General features: G+C 74.8%; 18 protein-coding genes. 12 read left to right on the forward strand and 6 right to left on the reverse strand.

The window, feature by feature from the left end; genetic code table 11:
* Positions 1-227: 227 nt before the first annotated feature.
* On the forward strand, positions 228-617 hold the full coding sequence (gene mscL / locus B056_RS0121875; protein ID WP_018504000.1) for a large conductance mechanosensitive channel protein MscL: 390 nt from the start codon (positions 228-230) through the stop codon (positions 615-617).
* A gap of 235 nt (positions 618-852) precedes the next feature.
* Positions 853-2,574, forward strand: coding sequence for a trypsin-like peptidase domain-containing protein (locus B056_RS37530; RefSeq protein WP_026239984.1), 1,722 nt, complete (start codon positions 853-855; stop codon positions 2,572-2,574).
* Here the strand turns inward: B056_RS37530 and B056_RS44615 are convergent.
* Positions 2,508-2,804 (reverse strand): hypothetical protein, encoded by a 297-nt coding sequence (locus B056_RS44615; protein ID WP_230203109.1) that lies wholly within the window; start codon positions 2,802-2,804, stop codon positions 2,508-2,510. The genes B056_RS37530 and B056_RS44615 overlap by 67 nt on opposite strands.
* 109 nt (positions 2,805-2,913) lie before the next feature.
* Here B056_RS44615 and B056_RS0121885 point away from each other — a divergent pair, with 109 nt between their 5' ends.
* Complete coding sequence (locus B056_RS0121885; protein WP_230203110.1) at positions 2,914-4,452, forward strand: RNA polymerase sigma factor; 1,539 nt, start codon at positions 2,914-2,916, stop codon at positions 4,450-4,452.
* 94 nt (positions 4,453-4,546) lie between these two features.
* On the opposite strand, the gene B056_RS0121890 is transcribed toward B056_RS0121885, so the two are convergent.
* The 4 genes from B056_RS0121890 to B056_RS0121905 all read right to left on the reverse strand — a co-directional run bounded on the left by B056_RS0121890 (position 4,547) and on the right by B056_RS0121905 (position 9,478).
* Positions 4,547-6,493 carry a copper resistance CopC/CopD family protein gene (locus B056_RS0121890; RefSeq protein WP_020572632.1) on the reverse strand — a complete coding sequence of 649 codons (1,947 nt, stop codon included), beginning with the start codon at positions 6,491-6,493 and terminating at the stop codon, positions 4,547-4,549.
* Positions 6,494-6,580: 87 nt separating this feature from the next.
* The gene (locus tag B056_RS0121895; protein WP_018504003.1) at positions 6,581-7,336 is read right to left on the reverse strand and encodes a YcnI family copper-binding membrane protein; all 756 of its coding nucleotides are present in this window, start codon (positions 7,334-7,336) and stop codon (positions 6,581-6,583) included.
* A gap of 179 nt (positions 7,337-7,515) precedes the next feature.
* Positions 7,516-8,238 carry a hypothetical protein gene (locus B056_RS0121900; RefSeq protein ID WP_018504004.1) on the reverse strand — a complete coding sequence of 241 codons (723 nt, stop codon included), beginning with the start codon at positions 8,236-8,238 and terminating at the stop codon, positions 7,516-7,518.
* Positions 8,239-8,293: 55 nt separating this feature from the next.
* Complete coding sequence (locus B056_RS0121905; RefSeq protein WP_018504005.1) at positions 8,294-9,478, reverse strand: hypothetical protein; 1,185 nt, start codon at positions 9,476-9,478, stop codon at positions 8,294-8,296.
* A 113-nt stretch (positions 9,479-9,591) separates the two neighbouring features.
* On the opposite strand from B056_RS0121905, the gene B056_RS0121910 reads away from it, so the two are divergent.
* From B056_RS0121910 to B056_RS0121925, 4 genes are all read left to right on the forward strand, one after another.
* The gene (locus B056_RS0121910) at positions 9,592-10,470 is read left to right on the forward strand and encodes an MOSC domain-containing protein (RefSeq protein WP_018504006.1); all 879 of its coding nucleotides are present in this window, start codon (positions 9,592-9,594) and stop codon (positions 10,468-10,470) included.
* Entirely contained in the window at positions 10,458-11,105 is a 648-nt protein-coding gene (locus B056_RS0121915; protein WP_018504007.1) for a response regulator transcription factor, read from the forward strand. Before B056_RS0121910 ends, B056_RS0121915 begins: the two co-directional genes overlap by 13 nt.
* A 196-nt stretch (positions 11,106-11,301) precedes the next feature.
* On the forward strand, positions 11,302-13,347 hold the full coding sequence (locus B056_RS0121920) for a primary-amine oxidase (RefSeq protein ID WP_035752309.1): 2,046 nt from the start codon (positions 11,302-11,304) through the stop codon (positions 13,345-13,347).
* A 96-nt stretch (positions 13,348-13,443) separates the two neighbouring features.
* Positions 13,444-13,800: a hypothetical protein gene (locus tag B056_RS0121925; RefSeq protein WP_018504009.1), complete on the forward strand. Its 357-nt coding sequence runs from the start codon at positions 13,444-13,446 to the stop codon at positions 13,798-13,800.
* 76 nt (positions 13,801-13,876) lie between these two features.
* Here B056_RS0121925 and B056_RS0121930 read toward each other — a convergent pair whose 3' ends face one another.
* Complete coding sequence (locus B056_RS0121930) at positions 13,877-14,203, reverse strand: type II toxin-antitoxin system VapB family antitoxin (RefSeq protein WP_035752408.1); 327 nt, start codon at positions 14,201-14,203, stop codon at positions 13,877-13,879.
* 222 nt (positions 14,204-14,425) lie between these two features.
* Between B056_RS0121930 and B056_RS0121935 the strand changes: the two genes are divergently transcribed.
* The 5 genes from B056_RS0121935 (at position 14,426) to B056_RS0121960 (ending at position 19,173) form a co-directional block, all read left to right on the forward strand.
* Positions 14,426-15,475 (forward strand): hypothetical protein, encoded by a 1,050-nt coding sequence (locus B056_RS0121935; protein ID WP_026239987.1) that lies wholly within the window; start codon positions 14,426-14,428, stop codon positions 15,473-15,475.
* Positions 15,476-15,757: 282 nt separating this feature from the next.
* Entirely contained in the window at positions 15,758-16,471 is a 714-nt protein-coding gene (locus B056_RS0121945) for a hypothetical protein (RefSeq protein WP_230203111.1), read from the forward strand.
* A complete protein-coding gene (locus B056_RS45795) occupies positions 16,468-17,082 on the forward strand; it encodes an OmpA family protein (RefSeq protein WP_026239988.1) in 615 nt (204 codons plus the stop codon). The genes B056_RS0121945 and B056_RS45795 overlap by 4 nt, the downstream gene beginning before the upstream one ends.
* A 92-nt stretch (positions 17,083-17,174) precedes the next feature.
* Entirely contained in the window at positions 17,175-18,143 is a 969-nt protein-coding gene (locus tag B056_RS0121955; RefSeq protein WP_018504015.1) for a metal ABC transporter substrate-binding protein, read from the forward strand.
* 28 nt (positions 18,144-18,171) lie between these two features.
* Positions 18,172-19,173, forward strand: coding sequence for a metal ABC transporter ATP-binding protein (locus B056_RS0121960; protein WP_018504016.1), 1,002 nt, complete (start codon positions 18,172-18,174; stop codon positions 19,171-19,173).
* Position 19,174 lies beyond the last annotated feature (1 nt).

Here is a 19,174-nt window from a genome sequence, read left to right on the forward strand (position 1 = left end):
CCGGAGTTCGCCGGCTCCCGCTCGTCGCGCTGCCGGCCGCTACCACCGCCGTTAGTGTCCTCGCCATCACCGACGGCCGACGTCGCCGGCCGTGGCGACCGCGCCGGGCGGCGCCGGCGGTCGACACCCGGCCCGATGGTGCGCGGGTGGGAACCAGCACGAACCGCCCGATCGGGCGGTCACCCGCTCGGCACCGCCTCGCGGGGAAGAGACGTCCGGGGGGATGCATGAAGGGCTTCAAAGAGTTCCTGCTGCGGGGGAACGTCGTCGATCTCGCGGTCGCCGTCGTGATCGGCACCGCCTTCACCGCGGTGGTCACGTCGCTGGTCGCGAACCTCTTCACCCCGCTCATCGCCGCGATCATCGGGAAGCCGGACTTCGCGCAGCTCACCTTCACGATCAACAACAGCGTCTTCTACTACGGTCGATTCCTGAACAGCCTCATCGCGTTCCTCTCGATCGCCGCGGTGATCTACTTTGTCGTGGTGGCACCGGTCAGCAGGATCAATGAGCGGCGCCGGCGCGGCCAGACCTCCCCACTGGACGATCCGACGCTCACGGACGAGACCCGGCTGCTGACCGAGATCCGGGACCTGTTGGCGGCCGGGCGTCGGTGAGCGCCCGGCGCCGGGCCGGCGACGGCCCGGCATGCCGCCGGCCACGGCGCGCACCGGAGCTCGGCGGTCGGGCCGCCCCGCGCCGCCGGGCCGGCTGTGAGGTCGGGGGCGGGACGGCTGCCATTCCCAGCCTCGGGCAGGATGTCCTGGATCGGACACCCTTCGCGGCGCCGACTAAGCGGAACGTAGGTTGGAATTCAGGAATCGCTCAGGGTCCCGGGGGAAAGTGCCTACCATGACTACCACGCACGACGCCCGGTCCCCTTGGGCTCCGCCCGACAACGCGCCGGAGCGGACCAGGGCCGAGGCGAACAGTTCGGAGGGGTCGGTGGACCCGCGGTCGAATCCCGTCGAACACCAGCAGTATCCCGGCACGCCGCCGGCCGGCGGTCCGCCGCCCGGGCCCGGCGCGAGCCGTCCGGACCAGACCGGTGGTTTTCCGGCGGGCCCCCCGCCGGCGCCGCACCCGGCCGGGCCGGCGACCGGCCCGGGCACCCCCGGCGGGTCCTACGAGTCGGGCCCGCAGCAGGGTCCGCGGCCGACCGCGCCCTACGGCCAGAACTCCGGCTGGGCTGATCCCCGCTCCGGCGCCGGCGACAGTACGCAACGGATCGACCAGGGTGGCCCGGCCACCGGTCAGGGCCCGGCCACCGGTCAGGGCCAGCAGCAGTCCGGCGCGTGGTGGAACCCAGGGCATCCCGGCTGGGGCGCCCCGGTGCCGCCGGGAGCGACTCCCGGTGGTCAGGCACCCGGTGGTCAGGCACCCGGTTCGCCGGGCGGCTCCGACCCCTACGGGCGGTTCACCCCCGCGAAGCCCAACCCGGCGCCCATGCGCCGGCGGCGGATGATCGCGGCCGCGCTGGCGATCGCGCTCGTGTCGGGCGGCATCGGCGGCGGCGTCGGCGCGCTCGTCGCCAACGACAACTCCCCGGCGGTGGTGACCTCCTCCTCCGGCCTGCGCCAGTCGAGCGGCGCGGCCGGTGTCTCCCCGGCCGCGGACAACACGGTCGCCGCGGCCGCGCAGGCGATCCTGCCCAGTGTCGTGACGATCGCCGAGGAGTCGAGCCAGGAGTCGGGCACCGGTTCCGGAACGATCATCCGCGCGGACGGCTACATCCTCACGAACAACCACGTGGTGTCCGGCGCCTCGCAGGGCGGCACCCTCACGGTCACGATGCAGGACGGCCGGACCTTCGACGCCCAGGTCAAGGCGACCGACCCGAGCTCCGACCTCGCCGTGATCAAGATCGACGCGACCGGCCTGCCCGCCGCCACGTTCGGGGACTCCGACGCGCTGCAGGTCGGGGAGCTCGTCGTCGCCGTCGGCAGCCCGCTGGGCCTCAACGGGACGGTCACCTCCGGCATCGTCAGCTCGCTGCACCGCCCCGTCCGCACCGGCGACGCGACCGTACGGGACCAGCAGAACACCGTCCTGGACGCGATCCAGACCGACGCGCCCATCAACCCCGGCAACTCGGGTGGGCCGCTGGTGAACAGCAAGGGCGAGATCATCGGCGTGAACACCGCGATCGCAACGGTCGGTGGTAGTTCACCCTTTGGTGGTAGTCAGCAGTCCGGAAACATCGGGGTTGGTTTCGCGATACCAGGCAACTACGCGGAGAAGGTGGCCGGCCAGCTCGTCGACAACGGCACCGCCCAGCACCCCTATCTGGGTGTGAGCGCCTCCACAGCCGACGAGAACACCCGGTCGACGGCCGCGAGCGGTACCGGGGCGCAGATCCGCTCCCTGGTCAGCGGAGGCCCGGCGGACAAAGCGGGCCTGCGCGAAGGTGACGTCATCACCAAAGTGGGGGATCGCGCGGTCACCGACGTGGATTCGCTGATCGCCGCGGTCCGGTCCTACGAGATCGGCAACCAGGTGGAAGTCACCTACCAGCGCGGCGGCTCCAGCCAGACCGCGACCGTCACGCTGCTCGAACAACCGCCCAATTCCTGATCACCACACTGACGATGGTTCTCGGTAATACCAGGCGGTTTCTTCACCAGTCGCCTGGACCGGGCCGGCACCGGCGATGCCGGAACGGATACGCCGAAGCTGCCTTCATATAAGGTGGTCAGCACGCCCGACGAAGTGGGATACGACACCACGATCAGCGTCAAGCTGACCGTGGTGTCGAGCTGGCGACAAAAAATCTTCCCGGCGTTCACCCCGACGGGATGACGCACCTCCTACTATTGACCTCGCCTGACCGGTGACCAGGCCGGCGCCACGATGGTTGGGAGCCTGGTCTCGATGCCGAGGTCAGGAACGCCGTCACGGGGAGATGCTGAGTTGATGAACGACGACGCGGACCTGGTGGCGCGGGTTCGACGCGGCGATCGTCAGGCTTTCGATGACCTGTACAACCGTTACGCCGACGACGTCTTCTCGATGTGCCTGCTGATCCTCGGCGACCCGACGGTCGCGCGGGCGGCCGCCGGCACCGCGTTCGCCCTCGTGGCGCGGACGAGACTCAACCCGCTCTCCGACCCGACCCGGCTGCGCCCCTGGCTGCTGGAGCTCGCCCGCGGCAGCGCACTGGCCTGGTCGGGATCCCCGCAGGCGCGCAGCGTCCCGGTTCCGCACGGCGTCTCCCCCGAGGAGCTGCTCGACGGCGCCGTGGTCCCGGCACCGGCCAGCCTGCGGGCCGGCCTGGAGCGCACCTTCGACCGCGCGGCCGCCGCCGCCGGAGCGGCCGCCGCGGCGGCGAGCCGCCGAGCCGCCGAACGCGCCGGTTCCGAGCCCGCCGGAGTCGGGCCCGCCGGGATCGACGAACTGGCCGCGGCGGCGGGCCTGGCGGCCGGCGGAGCGTCGGGCCAGCCCGGTGGCACCGCCCCGGTCCGCCCGGCCGTCCCCGCCTTCACCGCCTCGGCCTTCCCGACCCAGGACCGCCGTGGTCCGGCGTCGGCCGCGGACGATCGAGTCGCCGCGGGCGGCTACGCCCCCGAGGACGCCGTCACCGTCATCTCGCCGTCCACCGGGCAGTTGCGCACGCAGCGTCAGGACGACCGGCACGGGCAGACCACGGCACCGGCCGGCGCCGGTGACCGCGACCGCGACCGCGACCGACACGGGAACGTCCTCCCGCTGATCCCGGTGGACCGCGCCTACCCGGGCGACGCCGCCGGGTCCGGCGGGTTCGCCGAGTTCCGGGCCCGGCCCGCGATCGCCGTGGCCGCCGCCCTGGTCGTCGCCGTCGCCGGGCTCACCGCCGTCATCTCCTGGCCGGCGGGCGAGGCCGAGCTGGTCGCCGACGGCGGCCCCGGCATCGTCGCGATCGCCCCCTCGGCGCCCCCCGGCCCCCTGCCGACGATCGCCCGGCCGCCGATCGCGTCCGAGGTGCCCGCGCCCACCGTGGTGCCGACCGTCGCGGGCGCCTACACGAGCCGACCCGGCGTGTCCCGGCCCGGCCAGGTCGTCCGCGAGGTCAACACCGGCGACCAGCCCGCGGCGCCGCCCGCGCCGCCCGCGCCGGCCCCGAGCACACCGCCGCCACCCACGACGGACGCGCCCGCGCCGCCGGCGACGACCCCGCCCGCGACCCCGCCCACGACGACCGGTCCCACCACGACCACCGGTCCGACGACGCCGCCCCCGGCCACCACCACGCCGCCGCCGGCCACGGACACCCCGACGACACCGCCGCCGCCGGACGGCGAGGCTCCCACGACACCGCCGCCGGCGACGACCACCGAGCCCGCCCCGCCGCCGAGCACCGCTCCGGCGCCGCCGGCCACCGAGGCCCCGGCCCCGCCGGCGACGACCCCACCCCCGGCCGGTGACCAGCGGCTCCCACCGGGCACCCGGGACGCGCAGAACCCGATCCCGGTCTGATCCCCCCGGCCCCCGGCCTGGATCCGGTCAGCTCAGAGCTGACCGGATCAGGTCTGAGCCGGGCGACTCCCTCCGGGGCGAGCTCCGGCGGAGCTCAGCGGACGTCGTAGAAGACCGTCGTCACGTACTGGTCGAAGTCGTTGACGCGGAGGGTGAAGCGCAGCTGCCACCGGCCCGGCAGTGGCACGCCCACTCCCTCGGCCACGGCGTGGCCGTCGGTGACCTCCACCAGAGGGACCTCCAGCGGGCCGACGCCCGCCGAGGGCAGACTCAGCTCACCGCTGGCCTCGACCAGCCGCTGCGGCCGGCCCTGCGGGTCGTAGGTGTAGACGTGCATCGTCTGGGCGCCGGTGCGGGTGGGCGAGACGTCGATGTCCACGGTGAGCGGGCCGGCGACGGTCGTCCTCGTGAACGGCGGGGCGTAGGAGTCGCGGCCCGGGATGGTGTTCACCAGGATCGCGGTCACCGCCAGGACCACGGCACCGATCAGGACCTCGAACAGCACGCCCCGGCGCAGCCCGGTGAGCGCGATCGAGGTGACCCGCGGCCCCGGTTCGGGGTGGTAGTGCCGGCGCACCCAACGCCTGGCGAGGAACCCCAGCCCGAGCACGCCGAGGACGAACCAGAGCTTGTAGAGGAGCAGCCGGCCGTAGGTCGTGTCGAACAGCGCGCCGAACTCGCCGATCTCCCGCCAGGTCTGGAAGGCTCCGGTCAGGACGATCAGGGCGATCGCGATGGTCGCCGTCGTCGACCAGCGGGGCAGGACCCGGGCCAGTTCGACCGCCTGCTCGGGCGGCACCGGCTCGCCCTCGACGCTCGCACCGCCGGTGTCAGTGTCGTTCTCGCCGCCGCTGCCGACACTCGTGCCACGGCCGCCGACGACAACGGCGGGGACGGCGGCGGCGATGCCCTCGCCCTTCCCGGACCAGCCGAGCAGGCTCAGGCCGAGCACGCACAGCCCGCCCAGCCAGATCGCCATGGCCGCGATGTGCACGGTCAGGCTGGCCGTCGCCAGCCAGACCATGTCCCCCGCGCTGGCGTGGCCGATCATCGCCATGGTCATCACGAGCGCCAGGCCGAGGCCGGCGAGCTCCACGAGTCCCCGGCGGCCGGCCCCGGCCGGGTGGCGGGCGCCGTCATCGCCCGGTTCGGTCAGTTCCGGGTCGCGCAGCCGGCGCAGGAGCGGAACGGCCAGCAGCAGCGCCAGCACGCGGATCGCCAGGAGCTGGCCGTAACGGCCGTCCAGGGTGGTGGCCAGCGGGTCACCGCGGAAGACGCCGGAGATGCCGGACCCGGCCGTGTAGGGGCCCTGGAAGAGAAGCATCCCGACCGCGCCCACGATGCTGAGCAGCCAGCCGGCGATGATCAGCCGGGCTGGGCCGGGGCGGCGCGCCCCGGCGGGCCACAGCACGGCCACGAAGAAGGTGGCGCCGATCAGCAGCGCGGCGCCGGCGAACGCGATGAACCGCGCCGTGCCCAGGGCCACCCCGACCACCCGCGACCCGCCGCCGCCGGAGGGCAGCGCGGCCGCCGCGCCGGCGTCCGGCGGGCCGCCGACCCCGAACGCGAAGGCGCCGCCGACCGGATGGCTGTCGGCCGAGACGACCCGCCAGCTCACCACGTACGTGCCTGGTCCGAGCCCGGAGCGCAGCGCGACGGTCGCCTGCGACGCCGCCGCGCCGCCGTGCGCGCCGCCCTGGTCTGCGCGGGCGCCGGTGGTGTCCAGGACCCGGATCGAGTCGGACTTGACCGAGACGGACTCGCTGAACGTCAGGGTCACCTGGGCGGGAGCGGTGTCGAGGGCCGCCCCGCCAACGGGATCGCTGCCGGTGAGCACCGCGTGCGCCGACGCGGGCAGCGCCATGCCCAGCACGGCGACGGCGGCCAGCGCGCAGACCGCCAGCGCTCTGCGTGCGCCGACATGGCGGCGGGAGGACCCGCCCACGCGACGGGAGGACTCGCCACCGTGGCGGCGGGAGGGCTCGCCGGCGCGCCGGCGGCCGGCGCCACGCTCAGAGCCCCGTCGTTCGGATCCGGTCATGATGTTCCGTTCCCGGTGGTGTTCCGCCCAGGGTGTACGGCGAGTGCGGGGTGCCTCCCACCGGCCGGTGGGAGGCACCCCGCGGGGTCAGGCCCGCCGGCGGGTCGTGATCAGTGCGAAGGCCCCGGCGGCCAGCCCGAGGACTCCCAGCACGAGCCCGGTGATCCCGAGCGCGCGCGCCGTGCCGTCCGACGTGGAGTCCGATTCCGTGGCGGCCGCGGCCTGCTCGGTGCCGGAGCCGGCACCGCTGGCGGTGTCGTCGCCGTCACCGTCGTCGTCGCCGGCCACCGCCGCGGTCAGCGTGACCGTCGGCGCCGGATGCTCCGGCTCGGCGGCGCCCGCCGCCGCGACGTCGACCCAGCGGACGACCTCGCCGTCCGAGTAGGTCTGCAGGGTCTTGAAGACGACCTGGTCGCCGTTCTCCGGCAGCGGGCCGGCCGAGACGTTGAAGGTGTCGAACTCGCCCGGCTTGACGCCGCCGCCGTCCTGCGCTGTCCAGGTGACCCGGGTGACGATCTCGCTGACCTGGCTGCCGTGCACGGTGAGCGGGGTCGGCGGCGCGCCCTTGGTGACCTTGTACGTCCAGCCGGGCTTGGGCTGGACGGTGACCGACGCGATCGGGTTGTCGGTCGGGAACTGCACGTCGATCCCGGTGGTGGACGCCGTGTCGCTCTCGGTCGGCACCTTGAACGACAGGGTCGTGTAGCCGCCCGCGGCCGCCTCGGCCGGAGACACGGTGACATGCGCGGACGCCGGCACGGCGAGCGCGATGGTGCCCGCCGCGGCGGCGAGCGCGCACAGGACCCCACGGCGGAGCCGGGCTGTGCGGATGGTGCGGGACATCGAAGTCCTCCTCGAAGGCCCGTCGGGCCTTCCGTCGGTGATCGGATTTGCTGACCCGAACACCGGGGTCGTCGCGGCACGGCAGGCGGCACCACCGCGAAACGGCGGACACACCCGCGACGCGGCCTTTCCGGACGCGTGCCTACCGGTCTCCGCCGTGCGCTGTCAGAACGCCGGTCTCAGAACGCCGGTCGCGGACTCGACCCCGGTGGACGGGTCGGCGGCCCGCGCCGCGCGGCGTCGGCTCCGAGCAGGAGGACATGGGCGTGCCAGCGGATCCCCGGACCGGCCCCGCCGCCGGCGACCCGCCCCGGCATCGAGGTCACCGGCGCGACGGCGACCCGCGGCCGCGCCGCGACGACGAGCGACCCGAGGCGGCCCGCGGCCCGCACCCGGGCGAGCACGTTGGACGTCGTCCGCGCCACGGTGGTGACGGCGTGTTCCACCGCCACCCGCAGCGCCGCGGTGGACCACAGGCGCCGCTCGCACCGGTGCAGCAGCACGGCCACGCACGACGCGGCGCACACGTGCCCGGCGACCATCCACGCGCCGGGAAACAGGGAGGCCACCAGGTGGTCGCCCACCCCCGGCCCCACCACCGACACCGCGGTCGGCGCCGAGCCGGCCCCGCCCGTTCCCGGGGTGTGGTGCGTCGCGAGCACGAAGGCGGTGTGCAGCGCGGCCTGCGCGGCCAGGACGGCCCCGAGGACCTGCCCCAGCGCGCGCTCCCGGTCGGCCAGGCCGTAGGAGACCCGGGTGAGCAGGCCGGCGCCGGCCGCGACCAGCAGCGTGGACGGGCGTTCCCCGCCCACGGCGACGTGCGCCGCGAGCGCCAGGCAGGCCGAGGAGACGCCGAAGACGGCCGCTCTCGCGAGCCGGCCAGTCCCTGGCGTTCCTGTCACAGTCAGCAAGCCTGCCACGCGGGGACGTCGTCGGCCTCAAGGACCACATTCCCTGTCAGGGGACGGACAGCCCTGATACCCCCGGCACGCCCGACACCTCGGACGAATCGGATATCTCGGGCTGGCGCCGCAGGGTCAGCCACGCGGCGAGCCCCAGCCCCACCCCGGCGCCCAGCGTCACCGCGGTGAGCACCCGGACGACGGGCACCGGGCCGACCACCGGCGTGCCCGAGCGGACGAACACCCCGAGGTCGGGCAGGCCGCCGAGCACGGCGAGCAGCAGGCCGGCGCTCACGGCCAGGTAGAGGCCCGTCGGCGAGCGCCGGAGGATGAGGACCGTGCCGGCCAGCGCGCCCGCCCAGACGGCGATCTGCATGGCGTTGCCCCAGACGAAGGCGTCGAGGCGACCGTCCGCGTTCGCCGCCGCGACCAGGGCGGAGTGCGTCGCGTCGACCGCCGCCAGAGCGGCCAGCGCGGCGGCGACCGGCCACCGCGCCCGCCGCAGGAGGCCGAGCGCGGCGGTGCCGGCCAGCACCGCGACCGTGGCCGCCACCCACGGCCACGGCGACGGGCCGGGGATCCAGTCGAGCGTCCCCGTGTAGACGGCCGGCCGCCCGTCGACCGTGAGCGGGACGGACCAGTCCTCGACGCGGTGCCGCCGGTCCGGTTCCGCGCGCACCGCGGGCGGGTCCGCCGACCCCATCCAGTGGACCCGGTGGTCGTGCCAGAAGGCCACGACCTGGCCGCCCCGCGCCGCGGAGACCAGCGCCCACTCCGGCGGGGCCGCCGGGTCGACCACGTCGGCCGGGCCGGGGTCGTCGCCGGTGCGGCTGGCGTTGAGGTAGGTGGCCGAGGAACGCCGGTTCTCCCACACTCCGCGGGTGTCGAGGCGTAGGTAGGGTTCCTTTTCGTATCCCTCGACGAGGATGGGGAAGCCCGCGGTGGCCGACAGCCGCACCCGGTTCCCGTTCTCGACGACGCTCAGCCGCACACCGGGAACGGCCGGGTCCCCGGTGAGCGTGGTGTGGTAGTTCGTCGGGCCGGCCCCGCCGACGGTGTGCGCGGACGCGGGGCTGGCGAACGCGACCAGCCACAGCGCGCCGAGCAGGGACGCGAGCAGGGCCGCCCCCGTGCCCCGGGCCGGGGCGGGCACGAGGCGCGCCGGCCGGGAGGTGGCCCGAGGGGTGGTCCGGGCGCTGACGGTGATCCGGGCACTGACGGTGATCCGGGCGCTGACCATGGCGGTCTGAGCGTACGGTCGCGCGGAACATGGCGAGACGGTTTCACCCGGCACCGACGGATTCGGCCCGGCACCGTCGGGGATCCGTCCACCGGCATCGGCGATGGGAAGGTATGGACGCCAGCAGCGAGGCAGGCGCGACCGCGAGCCCCGCGGTGGGTCGCGTCGTCCGGCTCTTCCGGTACTTGGTGAAGGGGATGACCCCCGAGGCCCTCCCGGAGGTGCCGCTCCATCCGGGTGACGGCGTCCCCGGTGACCGCGTGTTCGCGCTCGCCCGCCCGGACACGATGTTCGACGAGGACGACCCCGAGGTCCTGCCCAAGAGCCGTTTCGTCATGCTCCAGAAGGACGAGGCGCTCGCGCGGATCCGCACGTCGTTCGACCCGGCGTCCGGGACGCTGGCCTTCGGCCTGGGTGAGCCGGCGGCGCGCGCCGGGGACGGGCCCGGTGACGTGCGCCGGGTCGACCTGAACACCCCGGCCGGGCGGGCCGAGCTGGAGGACTACGTCCTCACGGTGCTCGGGCCCCGGCTCGGCGGCCGGCCGCGGCTCGTCGCGGCCCGCGGGCGGCACCGTTTCACCGACACGGGCGGCCACGGGGACACCTTCATGCACGCCGTCTCAGTGATCAATCTCGCCTCCGTCCGGGATCTCGCGGAGCGGGTCGGCGAGCCCGTCGACCCGCTGCGGTTCCGGGCGAACGTCTACATCGACGGGATCGCGCCGTGGGCGGAGCTCGGTTGGGCCGGCCTGGAGCTCGGTCTCGGCGCCGCTCGTGCCCGCGTTCTCGCCCGGACGCCACGCTGCGCGGCGACGACGGTGAATCCCGAGACGGGGATCCGTGACATCCGGATACTCAAGGAACTCTCCAGCAACTACGGACATACCGACTGCGGGGTCTACGTCACCGTGCTGACCGAGGCGATCCTGCGCCCCGGGGACCCGCTCACGCCGCCGGACGGACGCGAGGAGGACGTGCTGTGCGGGTCGTGATCGCGGAGGACTCCGTGCTGCTGCGCGAGGGGATCCGACGCCTGCTGACCGACGCCGGCTGCGAGGTGGTCGCCACGGTCGGGGACGGCCCCGGCCTGGTCACCGCGATCGTCGAGCACCGGCCCGACGTCTCGGTGGTGGACGTGCGGATGCCGCCGTCGCACCGGGACGAGGGGCTGCGGGCCGCGATCTCCGCGCGGGACAAGGTGCCCGGCACGCCGGTGCTCGTCCTGAGCCAGTACGTGGAGAAGCAGTACGCCAGCGAGCTGCTCGCCGACGGTGCGGGCGCGGTCGGCTACCTCCTCAAGGACCGGGTCGCGGACGTCCGCGAGTTCGTCGAGGCGGTGCGCCGCGTCGCCGCCGGCGGCACGGTGATGGATCCCGAGGTGGTCGCGCAACTGCTGGTGCGCAGCCGCCGCAACGATCCGATGGCCACGCTCACCCCGCGCGAGCGCGAGGTGCTGGGGCTGATGGCCGAGGGCCGGTCGAACACGGCCATCGCCGCGGCGCTCGTGGTCAGCGCCGGGGCGGTGGAGAAGCACATCTCGAACGTCTTCGCCAAGCTGGGGCTGGAGTCCTCCGGGACGGACCACCGCCGGGTCCTCGCCGTCCTCACCTACCTCCGGGAGTCCTGACCTCCGGCCTCCGGGAGTCCTGACCGGGCTCAGCCCAAGGCCGCCGGCGTCCGGCCGGCCGGACGCCGGCGAAACCGGCGAAACCGGCGAAACCGGCGAACGGGCCGCTGCCGGCCCGCGCTCGGCGACCTCTACTTTTGGGTGGCCCAGTCCCTGCGCGCCGGGTCACGCACCCGAGATGTTGGTGGAGGTCGCCATGACGGTCAGCGCGTCCCCGGAGCCCGGGACGACCCCGGCGCGGCCGGCGCATCCCCTCGAACCGCTGTCGGCCGCCGAGATCGGCCGGGCCGCCGCGATCCTGCGGGCCGGCGAGAACCTCGGGCCGGAGTTTCGTTTCGTTTCCATCGAGCTGAACGAGCCACCAAAGGCCGCCCTCGTGTCACGCGAGGCCGAGCGGGACGCCGACGACGAGCTGGCCGCGCCGGACCGGCAGGCGTTCTGCGTCCTGCACGAGCGCGGGGCGCGGCTGACCCACGAGGCCGTCGTGTCGCTGTCCGCCGGGACGGTGGTGGAGATGTACGCCGTCCCCGGCGTGCAGGCGGCGATGATGATGGAGGAGTTCCTGGCCTGCGAGGACGTCGTCCGCGCCGACCCGGGCTGGCAGGCGGCGATGCGCCGGCGCGGGGTCACCGACTTCTCGCTGGCGATGATCGACCCGTGGTCCGCGGGCTACACCGGGCGGGAGGACGACCCCGCCCGGCGGCGCATCGCGCGCCCGGTGACGTTCGTCCGCTCCGGGCCCGGCGAGAACGGCTACGCCCGGCCGGTGGAGGGCCTGCAGGTCGTCGTCGACCTGGAGGCGATGGCCGTCGTCGAGGTGACCGACCACGGCCAGGGCCCGGACGGCCCGGTGCCGCTGCCGCCGCGCCCCGGGAACTACGCGCCGGCACTGATGACGGCCGACCCGGCGAACGTCCCCGCGTTCGACCGGCTGCGCGACGAGCTGCGCCCGCTCGAGGTCACCCAGCCGCGCGGCGCCAGCTTCACCGTGGACGGGTACGCGGTGCGGTGGCAGAAGTGGGACCTGCGCGTCGGGTTCACCCCGCGGGAGGGCCTCGTCCTGCACCAGGTCGCCTACACCGACCGGGGCCGGCGGCGACCGATCCTGCAGCGCGCCTCGGTGTCGGAGATGTTCGTCCCGTACGGCGACCCGGCGCCGACGCACCGGGTGAAGAACGTCTTCGACATGGGCGAGTACGGGGTCGGGGTGACGGCCAACTCGCTGCGGCTCGGCTGTGACTGCCTCGGCGACATCCGGTACCTCGACGCGGTCGTGAACGACTCCGACGGCAACCCGGTGCCGATCCCGAACGCGGTGTGCCTGCACGAGGAGGACACCGGGATCGCCTGGAAGCACACCGACTTCCGGACCGGCCAGGTCGAGGTCCGGCGGATGCGCCGGCTGGTGATCTCGATGATCTGCACGGTCGGCAACTACGAGTACGGCTACTTCTGGTACCTCTACCTGGACGGCACCATCGAGTTCGAGGTGAAGCTGACCGGGGTGATCTCCACCGGGGCGGTGCGGCCGGGCGAGTCGCCGTCGCACGGGGTGCTCGTGGCGCCCGGCCTGTACGGGCCGCATCACCAGCACTTCTTCAACGTGCGCCTGGACCTGGAGCTCGACGGCGGCCCGAACTCGGTGCACGAGATCGACTCGGTGCCCGACCCGATCGGCCCGGACAACCCGACGGGCATCGCCTGGCGGACGCGGGACACGCCGCTGGACTCGGAGCGCCACGCCCAGCGCAAGGTCGACCCGTCCGTCGCGCGGTTCTGGCGGATCACCAACCCGCGCGTCGAGGGCCCGCTCGGCCGTCCGGTGGCCTACCGGCTCGTCCCGGGGCACACGGCGCCGCTGCTGGCGCATCCCGACTCGCACCAGGCGGCGCGCGGGCGGTTCGCGTCCCGCAACCTGTGGGTGACCGCGCACGACGAGCGGGAGCGGTACGCCGCCGGCCGCTACCCGAACCAGAACGCGGGCAACGAGGGCCTGCCGCAGTACGCGGCCGCGGACCGGCCGGTCGCCGACACCGACATCGTCGTCTGGTACAGCTTCGGGGCGCATCACGTCGTGCGCCCGGAGGACTGGCCGGTGATGCCGGTCAGCCGGATCGGCTTCGAGCTGCGCCCGGACGGGTTCTTCGACGGCAACCCGGCCCTCGATCTGCCCCCGTCCGAGCCCGCCGGTGCGGCCACGCACGTCGGTGGGGCCACCCACGGGCCCGATTGTGCCGTTTAGCCGGGGCGTCGGCGACCCGGCACGCCCGCGACACGCCCCGGCCGGAAGGGACGGCTTGCCCCGGAACGGGGGTAGCTGCCCTAGGCTCCCGGAGTTGTGAGTCCCGTTCTCGCCACGAACCGGGCCGGGAACCTCGTCCGTGCTCTGATCACGATCGCGCTGCTGGTCCTGATCATGCGCACGGCCTACCTGCTCTGGGTCTTCCACACGCCGGCCTGGACGTCACGCCCGCACGACGTCCACTACTGCGGTGGCTGGTACGAGCGTCAGGAGACGGCGGACGTCTCCGGGGCCCAGGCCCGCAAACTGGCCGGTGGACGGCTCAGGCAGGTCATGCGCTCACCCGTGCTGCGGCCCATCGCGGCCTACCGGTCGGGGTCGGCCTGCCCGCGCTACATCTTCGCCAAGGTCGGTGAGGACACCTACGTGACCTACCAGGTCACCGACGACTGAGCCGGCGCGCACCTGAACCGATCCGCGCCCGAGCCGACCCGCACCCGCCAGCCATGACGCCGGCCGGGACCCGGCGTCACTGGTGGCTGAGCCGGCCCGCCGGCCGGGCCGCGGTGTGCACGTGCACCCGGGCGTGGATGGACGTCCGCTGCGCGAGCGCGGCGCGCACGGCGCGGTGCAGGCCGTCCTCGAGGTAGAGCGCCCCGCCCCACTCCACGACGTGCGGGAACAGGTCCCCGTAGAACGTCGAGTCCTCGTCGAGCAGGACGTCGAGCGCCAGCACCCGTTTCGTCGTGACGAGCTGGTCGAGCCGCACCTGACGCGGCGGGATGGCGGCCCAGTCCCGCTGGCCAAGACCATGATCGGGGTACGGGCGACCGTCACCGACCAACTTGAAGATCACCGGCACCTCCTTCTCGCGGGGCGAGACACTGCCCGACCACGACAGCCTAGAATCCTCCGCCCGCGAACCGGATCGCGGTGCCCTTCCGGCGCCGCGTTGCGCGGACATTGGGAATCGCGACCACTGTTGATCTGAGACAGGGAACCACAACCGGACAAAAGGCTTGACCACCGGGCTCCCGCCGACTTAAGTAAGCCTTACCTGATGACAGGAGGAGGCCCGGTGACGAGTCCAAGCTTGGACGTCGACATGCCCGTACTGGCCGAGCAGGCGAGGACCATCCTCGCCGGCGGCCGCTGCGCGCTGCTCACGCTGCCCTGCGCCCACGTGCGGGGCTGGGTCGGACTCATCGACGACGGCGGCGAGCCCCTGCTGCTCGTGGGCGCCGACAGCCCGCCCGCGCGGTGCGCCGACTCCGGCCGCCGCGCCCGCGTCGACGTGCCCGGCCACAACGGGGAGCGCCTGGTCCTCGCCGGGGTGCTGGCCTCGGCGACGGAGACCGCCGACGAGCTCATCCAGCGCCTGGGCAACCTGGGGCGCAGCATCACGGTGACCTCCGGTGACATCTCGGACCTGCGGGTCCTCTCCGTGGCCGTGGACGAGGTGCTCATCTGTCTGCCCGGCCGCGCCGAAGCGCCGGCCGGCGCCACCCTGACACCGGGCGCCGGCCGGCCGGCCGCCAGCCCCGTGGCCGCCTCGGCCGAGCGCGCGGCCGGCACCGAGCCCGCGCGCGCCGGGTCGGCCGCGGGCCCGGAACCGGTTCCCGGCGCGGAGGAGGCGGGCCCGGAACTGACGGCGGGCACCGAGGTCGCGCAGGCGCCGGCCCCCCGGCGGGCCCGGATCGCCCGCCGGGCGCGGGGAGCGCGCCGCGACGCGGCGGCCCGCCCGGGCGGGCGCTGGTCGTCGCTCGGGCCGGCCCGCCGCGTCGAGATCACCTCGTACGCCCTCGCCGAGCCCGACCTCGTGACGGCCTACGCCCCGGACCTGATCGAGCACCTCAACAAGGCCCACGCCGCCCAGATGCGCCAGCTCGCCGCGCGTGGCGTCCCGGCGGCCGGCGGCGTCCCGGCGGCCGGCGGCGTCCGCCCCGACGAGGTGATCGGCGCGTCGGTGGCCTCGCTCGACCGGGCCGGCCTGGACATGTGGCGGATCGGCCCGGAGGGCGCCGACGCCGTCCGGGTGCTGTTCCGGTCACCGCTGGCCGAGCCCCGCTCGCTCGGGCACGAGCTGCGTCTCCTGCTGGAAGAGGCGGAGCACGGGACCGCCGAATGAGCCGCGCGGACGCACCGGGACCGACCGCCGACGGGCCCCGCCCCGCCGACGGGCCCGGGGTGCCGGACACCGCCGCGGCTCCGGCCCCGGCGGCGGTCGGTCCGGCGGCGGTTCTGGCGGCGGTCGTCCCGGCGGCGCGTGTCGGCGGATCGCGGGTTCTCTCGCCGTTCGACCCACGGGTGGCGGATTGGGCGCGGGCGGTGTCCGTACCGGCCCCCAGGCCCGGCGGGCGGGGATCATAATCGGCAGCGGACTCCCCTGACCCTCCCGCCCGGAGGTCCGATGCCCCACCTGCCCCCGCCCGTCCCGGCACCGCCGACCGTCCCGCCAGCGGCCGGGCCCGCGTCGACCGTCCCGGCGGCGACCGCGCCCGCGTCGGCTGTGCCCGCGTCGCCCGCTCGGCCGGGCTCGATCCGTGGCACCGGTGGTCCGCGCCCGCGGAGGACGTCCGCGTTGGTCGGCGGCCTGCTCGTCGCCTGCCTGGCCGTCGCGGGCTGCTCGGGCTCCGGCGACGACGACGCGCCCGCGCCGGCCCCGGCGAGCGGCACGGCGGGCACCGGCCAGGGCGCGAGCTCCTCGGGAGCACCGGCCGCGGGAACGCCGCAGGCGAGCCGCACCACCCGCTTCCAGGGGGCCGACGGCGACATCGAGGTCGGTTTCGTCGCCCTGCGCGTCGACGGCCAGCTGGCCCGCCTCGATCTGCTCTTCACACCCCGGTACGCCCGGGACCCGGGCACCGGCATCACGCTCTACGACATGGCCGGCAAGCGCGACGCCGCGGTCACCCTGGTCGACGCCCTGAACCTGCGCCGCTACACCGTCGTGCGGGACAGCGCCGGAGTGGCGCTGGGCGCCGCCTCGGGAACCACCCGGACCCGCAACAACGTGCCCGTCGCCGGCTCGTTCACCTTCGCCGCGCCGCCCGCCGACGTCACCACCGTGGACGTCTACCTCAACGACCGGGTGATCGTCGACGACGCCGCGATCACACGTTGAGCGCGGCCGTGGGCCGGGCCGCCCGGCTGGTGCTGGTCACCGCGGCGCTCTGCGCGCTGGCCGGGGCGGCGAGCCCCGGCGCCCTGGGCGCGCCGAGCACGCCGCCACCGAGCGCACCGCCGCCGGGTGACGTGCCCGCCGGGGAGATCACCCGCTCGGTGCGCCCGCTCGACGCCGCCGGCTCGGTCCTCACCATCGACCCGGCGGACTCCGTGCTCCCGCTGGTCACCGAGGAACGGTCCGGCGACCGGGTCACCGTCACGGTCAGCGCGGACGTCCTGTTCGCCTTCGACTCCGACGACACGACCGAGGCCGCGCGCACGGAGATCGCCCGGATCGCCAGCCGGATCGGCCCCGGCACCAGGACGGTCACGGTGCTCGGGCACACCGACAGTCTCGGCACCCCGGCCTACAACGTGATCCTCTCGCAGCGCCGGGCGGACGCGGTCGCGGATCTGCTCCGCCCGGCCGTGCCGGGCGGGACGCGGGTCTCGGCGACGGGCCGCGGCGCGGCGGACCCCGTCGCCCCGAACACCCGGCCCGACGGGTCCGACGACGCCGCCGGGCGGGCGCTGAACCGGCGGGTCCAGATCAGTTTCCCGGCCGGCTGACCGGGACGCCGTCCATCCGTCCGTCCGGACCAGGCCGGTCCGATTTCCGGTCCGATTTGACATCCGGATCGACAACCGTTTTCATTTTCCTCATGTCGCCCCCGCCCCGCCGCCCCGCCGCCGCCCTGCTCACCGCGGCGGCACTCGCCGCCACCCTGGCGGCCTGCGGCGGCTCGGGCGGGGGTTCCGGCGCCGGCACGGACGGTTCGGCACCACGGGTGGTCGCGACGACCACCTACGCGGCGGATTTCGCCCGCGTCATCGGCGGCGCCGACATCGAGGTCCGGCAGATCCTGCGGCCGGGTGTCGATCCGCACGACTACGAGCCCTCACCGGCCGACCTGGAGGCGATCGGCTCCGCGGACGTCCTGATCGAGAACGGCGTCGGGCTGGAGAGCTGGCTCGACGACGCGATCTCGGCCAGCGGCTTCGACGGCGTCGAGGTCGTGATGGCCGACGGGGTCGCCGTCCGGGGCGCGCCCGAAGGGGAGGCGGACCACACCGGCGAGGGCCAGCACGCCGGGGGCGACCCGCACATCTGGCACGACCCGCGCAACGCGAAGATCATGGTCACGAACGTCGAGAAGGGGCTCGCGGCGGCCGATCCGGAGAGCTCCGCCACCTACCGCGCCAACCTCGCCGGTTACACGACCCGGCTGGACGAGCTCGACCGGGAGAACCAGCGGAAGATCGACACCATCCCGGCGGACCGGCGCAAGCTGGTCACCAACCACGACTCGTTCGGCTACTACGTAGACCGGTACGGCCTGGAGTTCGTCGGCTCGATCATCCCGAGCTTCGACACGTCCGCCGAGCTCTCCGGCCGGGCGATCGACGACATCGTCAGCCGGATCCGGGCGTCCCACGTCGTGGCGGTGTTCTCCGAGTCGTCCCTGCCGCCGCGGACGGCGCAGACCATCGGCCGCGAGGCGGGCGTCCGCGTCGTCGCCGGCGAGGGCGCGCTCTACGCCGACACGCTGGGCCCGGCGGGGTCTGATGGTGCCACCTACCTCGAAGCCGAGCGGCACAACACGGATACCATCGTCGACGCCCTCCGGTGAGACAGGACCCACAACCAGGATCTACAGGATGGACCGGTGGTCGATCATGACCGGTAACGCTCAGGCCGCGTGCCTGACCGCGCCGGACGGGCCGGACGGAGCCTCGGCGTCCTCGCCGGTGGCGGTACCGACGACCGCGGCGCCGGTGGCGGCGGTGGCGACAGCACTGGCGGCCGACGCGGCCGCCGCGATCGCGCTCCCCGGTCAGGTCGGCACCGCGATCCCGGCCGAGACCGAGGGCGGCGGCCGAGCCGGAGCCGGAGTCAGGACCGGGGCCGTTCCCGCCGCGCTGTCGCTGGAGCACGCGAGCATCGCCTACGGCCGGGTGCCGGTGCTGCACGGCGTGCACGGCGTGCTGCACCCCGGCCGGACGCTGGCCCTCATCGGGCCCAACGGCGCGGGCAAGTCGACGCTGATCAAGGCGCTGCTCGGCCTGGTACCCGTGGTCGACGGCCTGATCACGGTGCTCGGCCGTCCCCCGGGCGCCGCCCGCCGGGAGGTCGCCTACGTGCCACAGGCGGACACACTCGACCCGGACTTCCCGATCTCGGTCGGCCAGGTCGTGCTGATGGGCCGCTACCGCGGGATCGGCTGGATCCGCCGGCCCGGCCGCGCCGACCGGGCCGCGGCCCAGGCCGCGCTGGAGGCCGTCGGACTGGCCCACCGGGCCCGGGACCGCTTCGGCACGCTCTCCGGCGGCCAGCGCCAGCGGGTGCTGCTGGCCCGCGCCATCGCCGCCCAGCCCCGGCTGCTGCTGCTCGACGAGCCGTTCAACGGCGTGGACGTCGTCTCGCAGGACGCCCTGCTCGCCGCGCTCGGCACGCTGACCGCCACCGGCACGGCTGTCGTCGTCTCCACCCACGACCTGGCCCTGGCGCAGCTCATCAGCGACGAGGTGTGCCTGCTCAGCGGTCGGCAGATCGCGTTCGGGCCGCCCGCCGAGGCGCTCACCGCGCAGCCCCTGCGGGCCGCCTACGGCGGTGCCGCGCTGGAGATCGACGGCCGGGGCGTCGTCGTCACCCGCTCGTGAC

This window comes from Parafrankia discariae, from assembly GCF_000373365.1.
Lineage (GTDB): Bacteria > Actinomycetota > Actinomycetes > Frankiales > Frankiaceae > Parafrankia > Parafrankia discariae.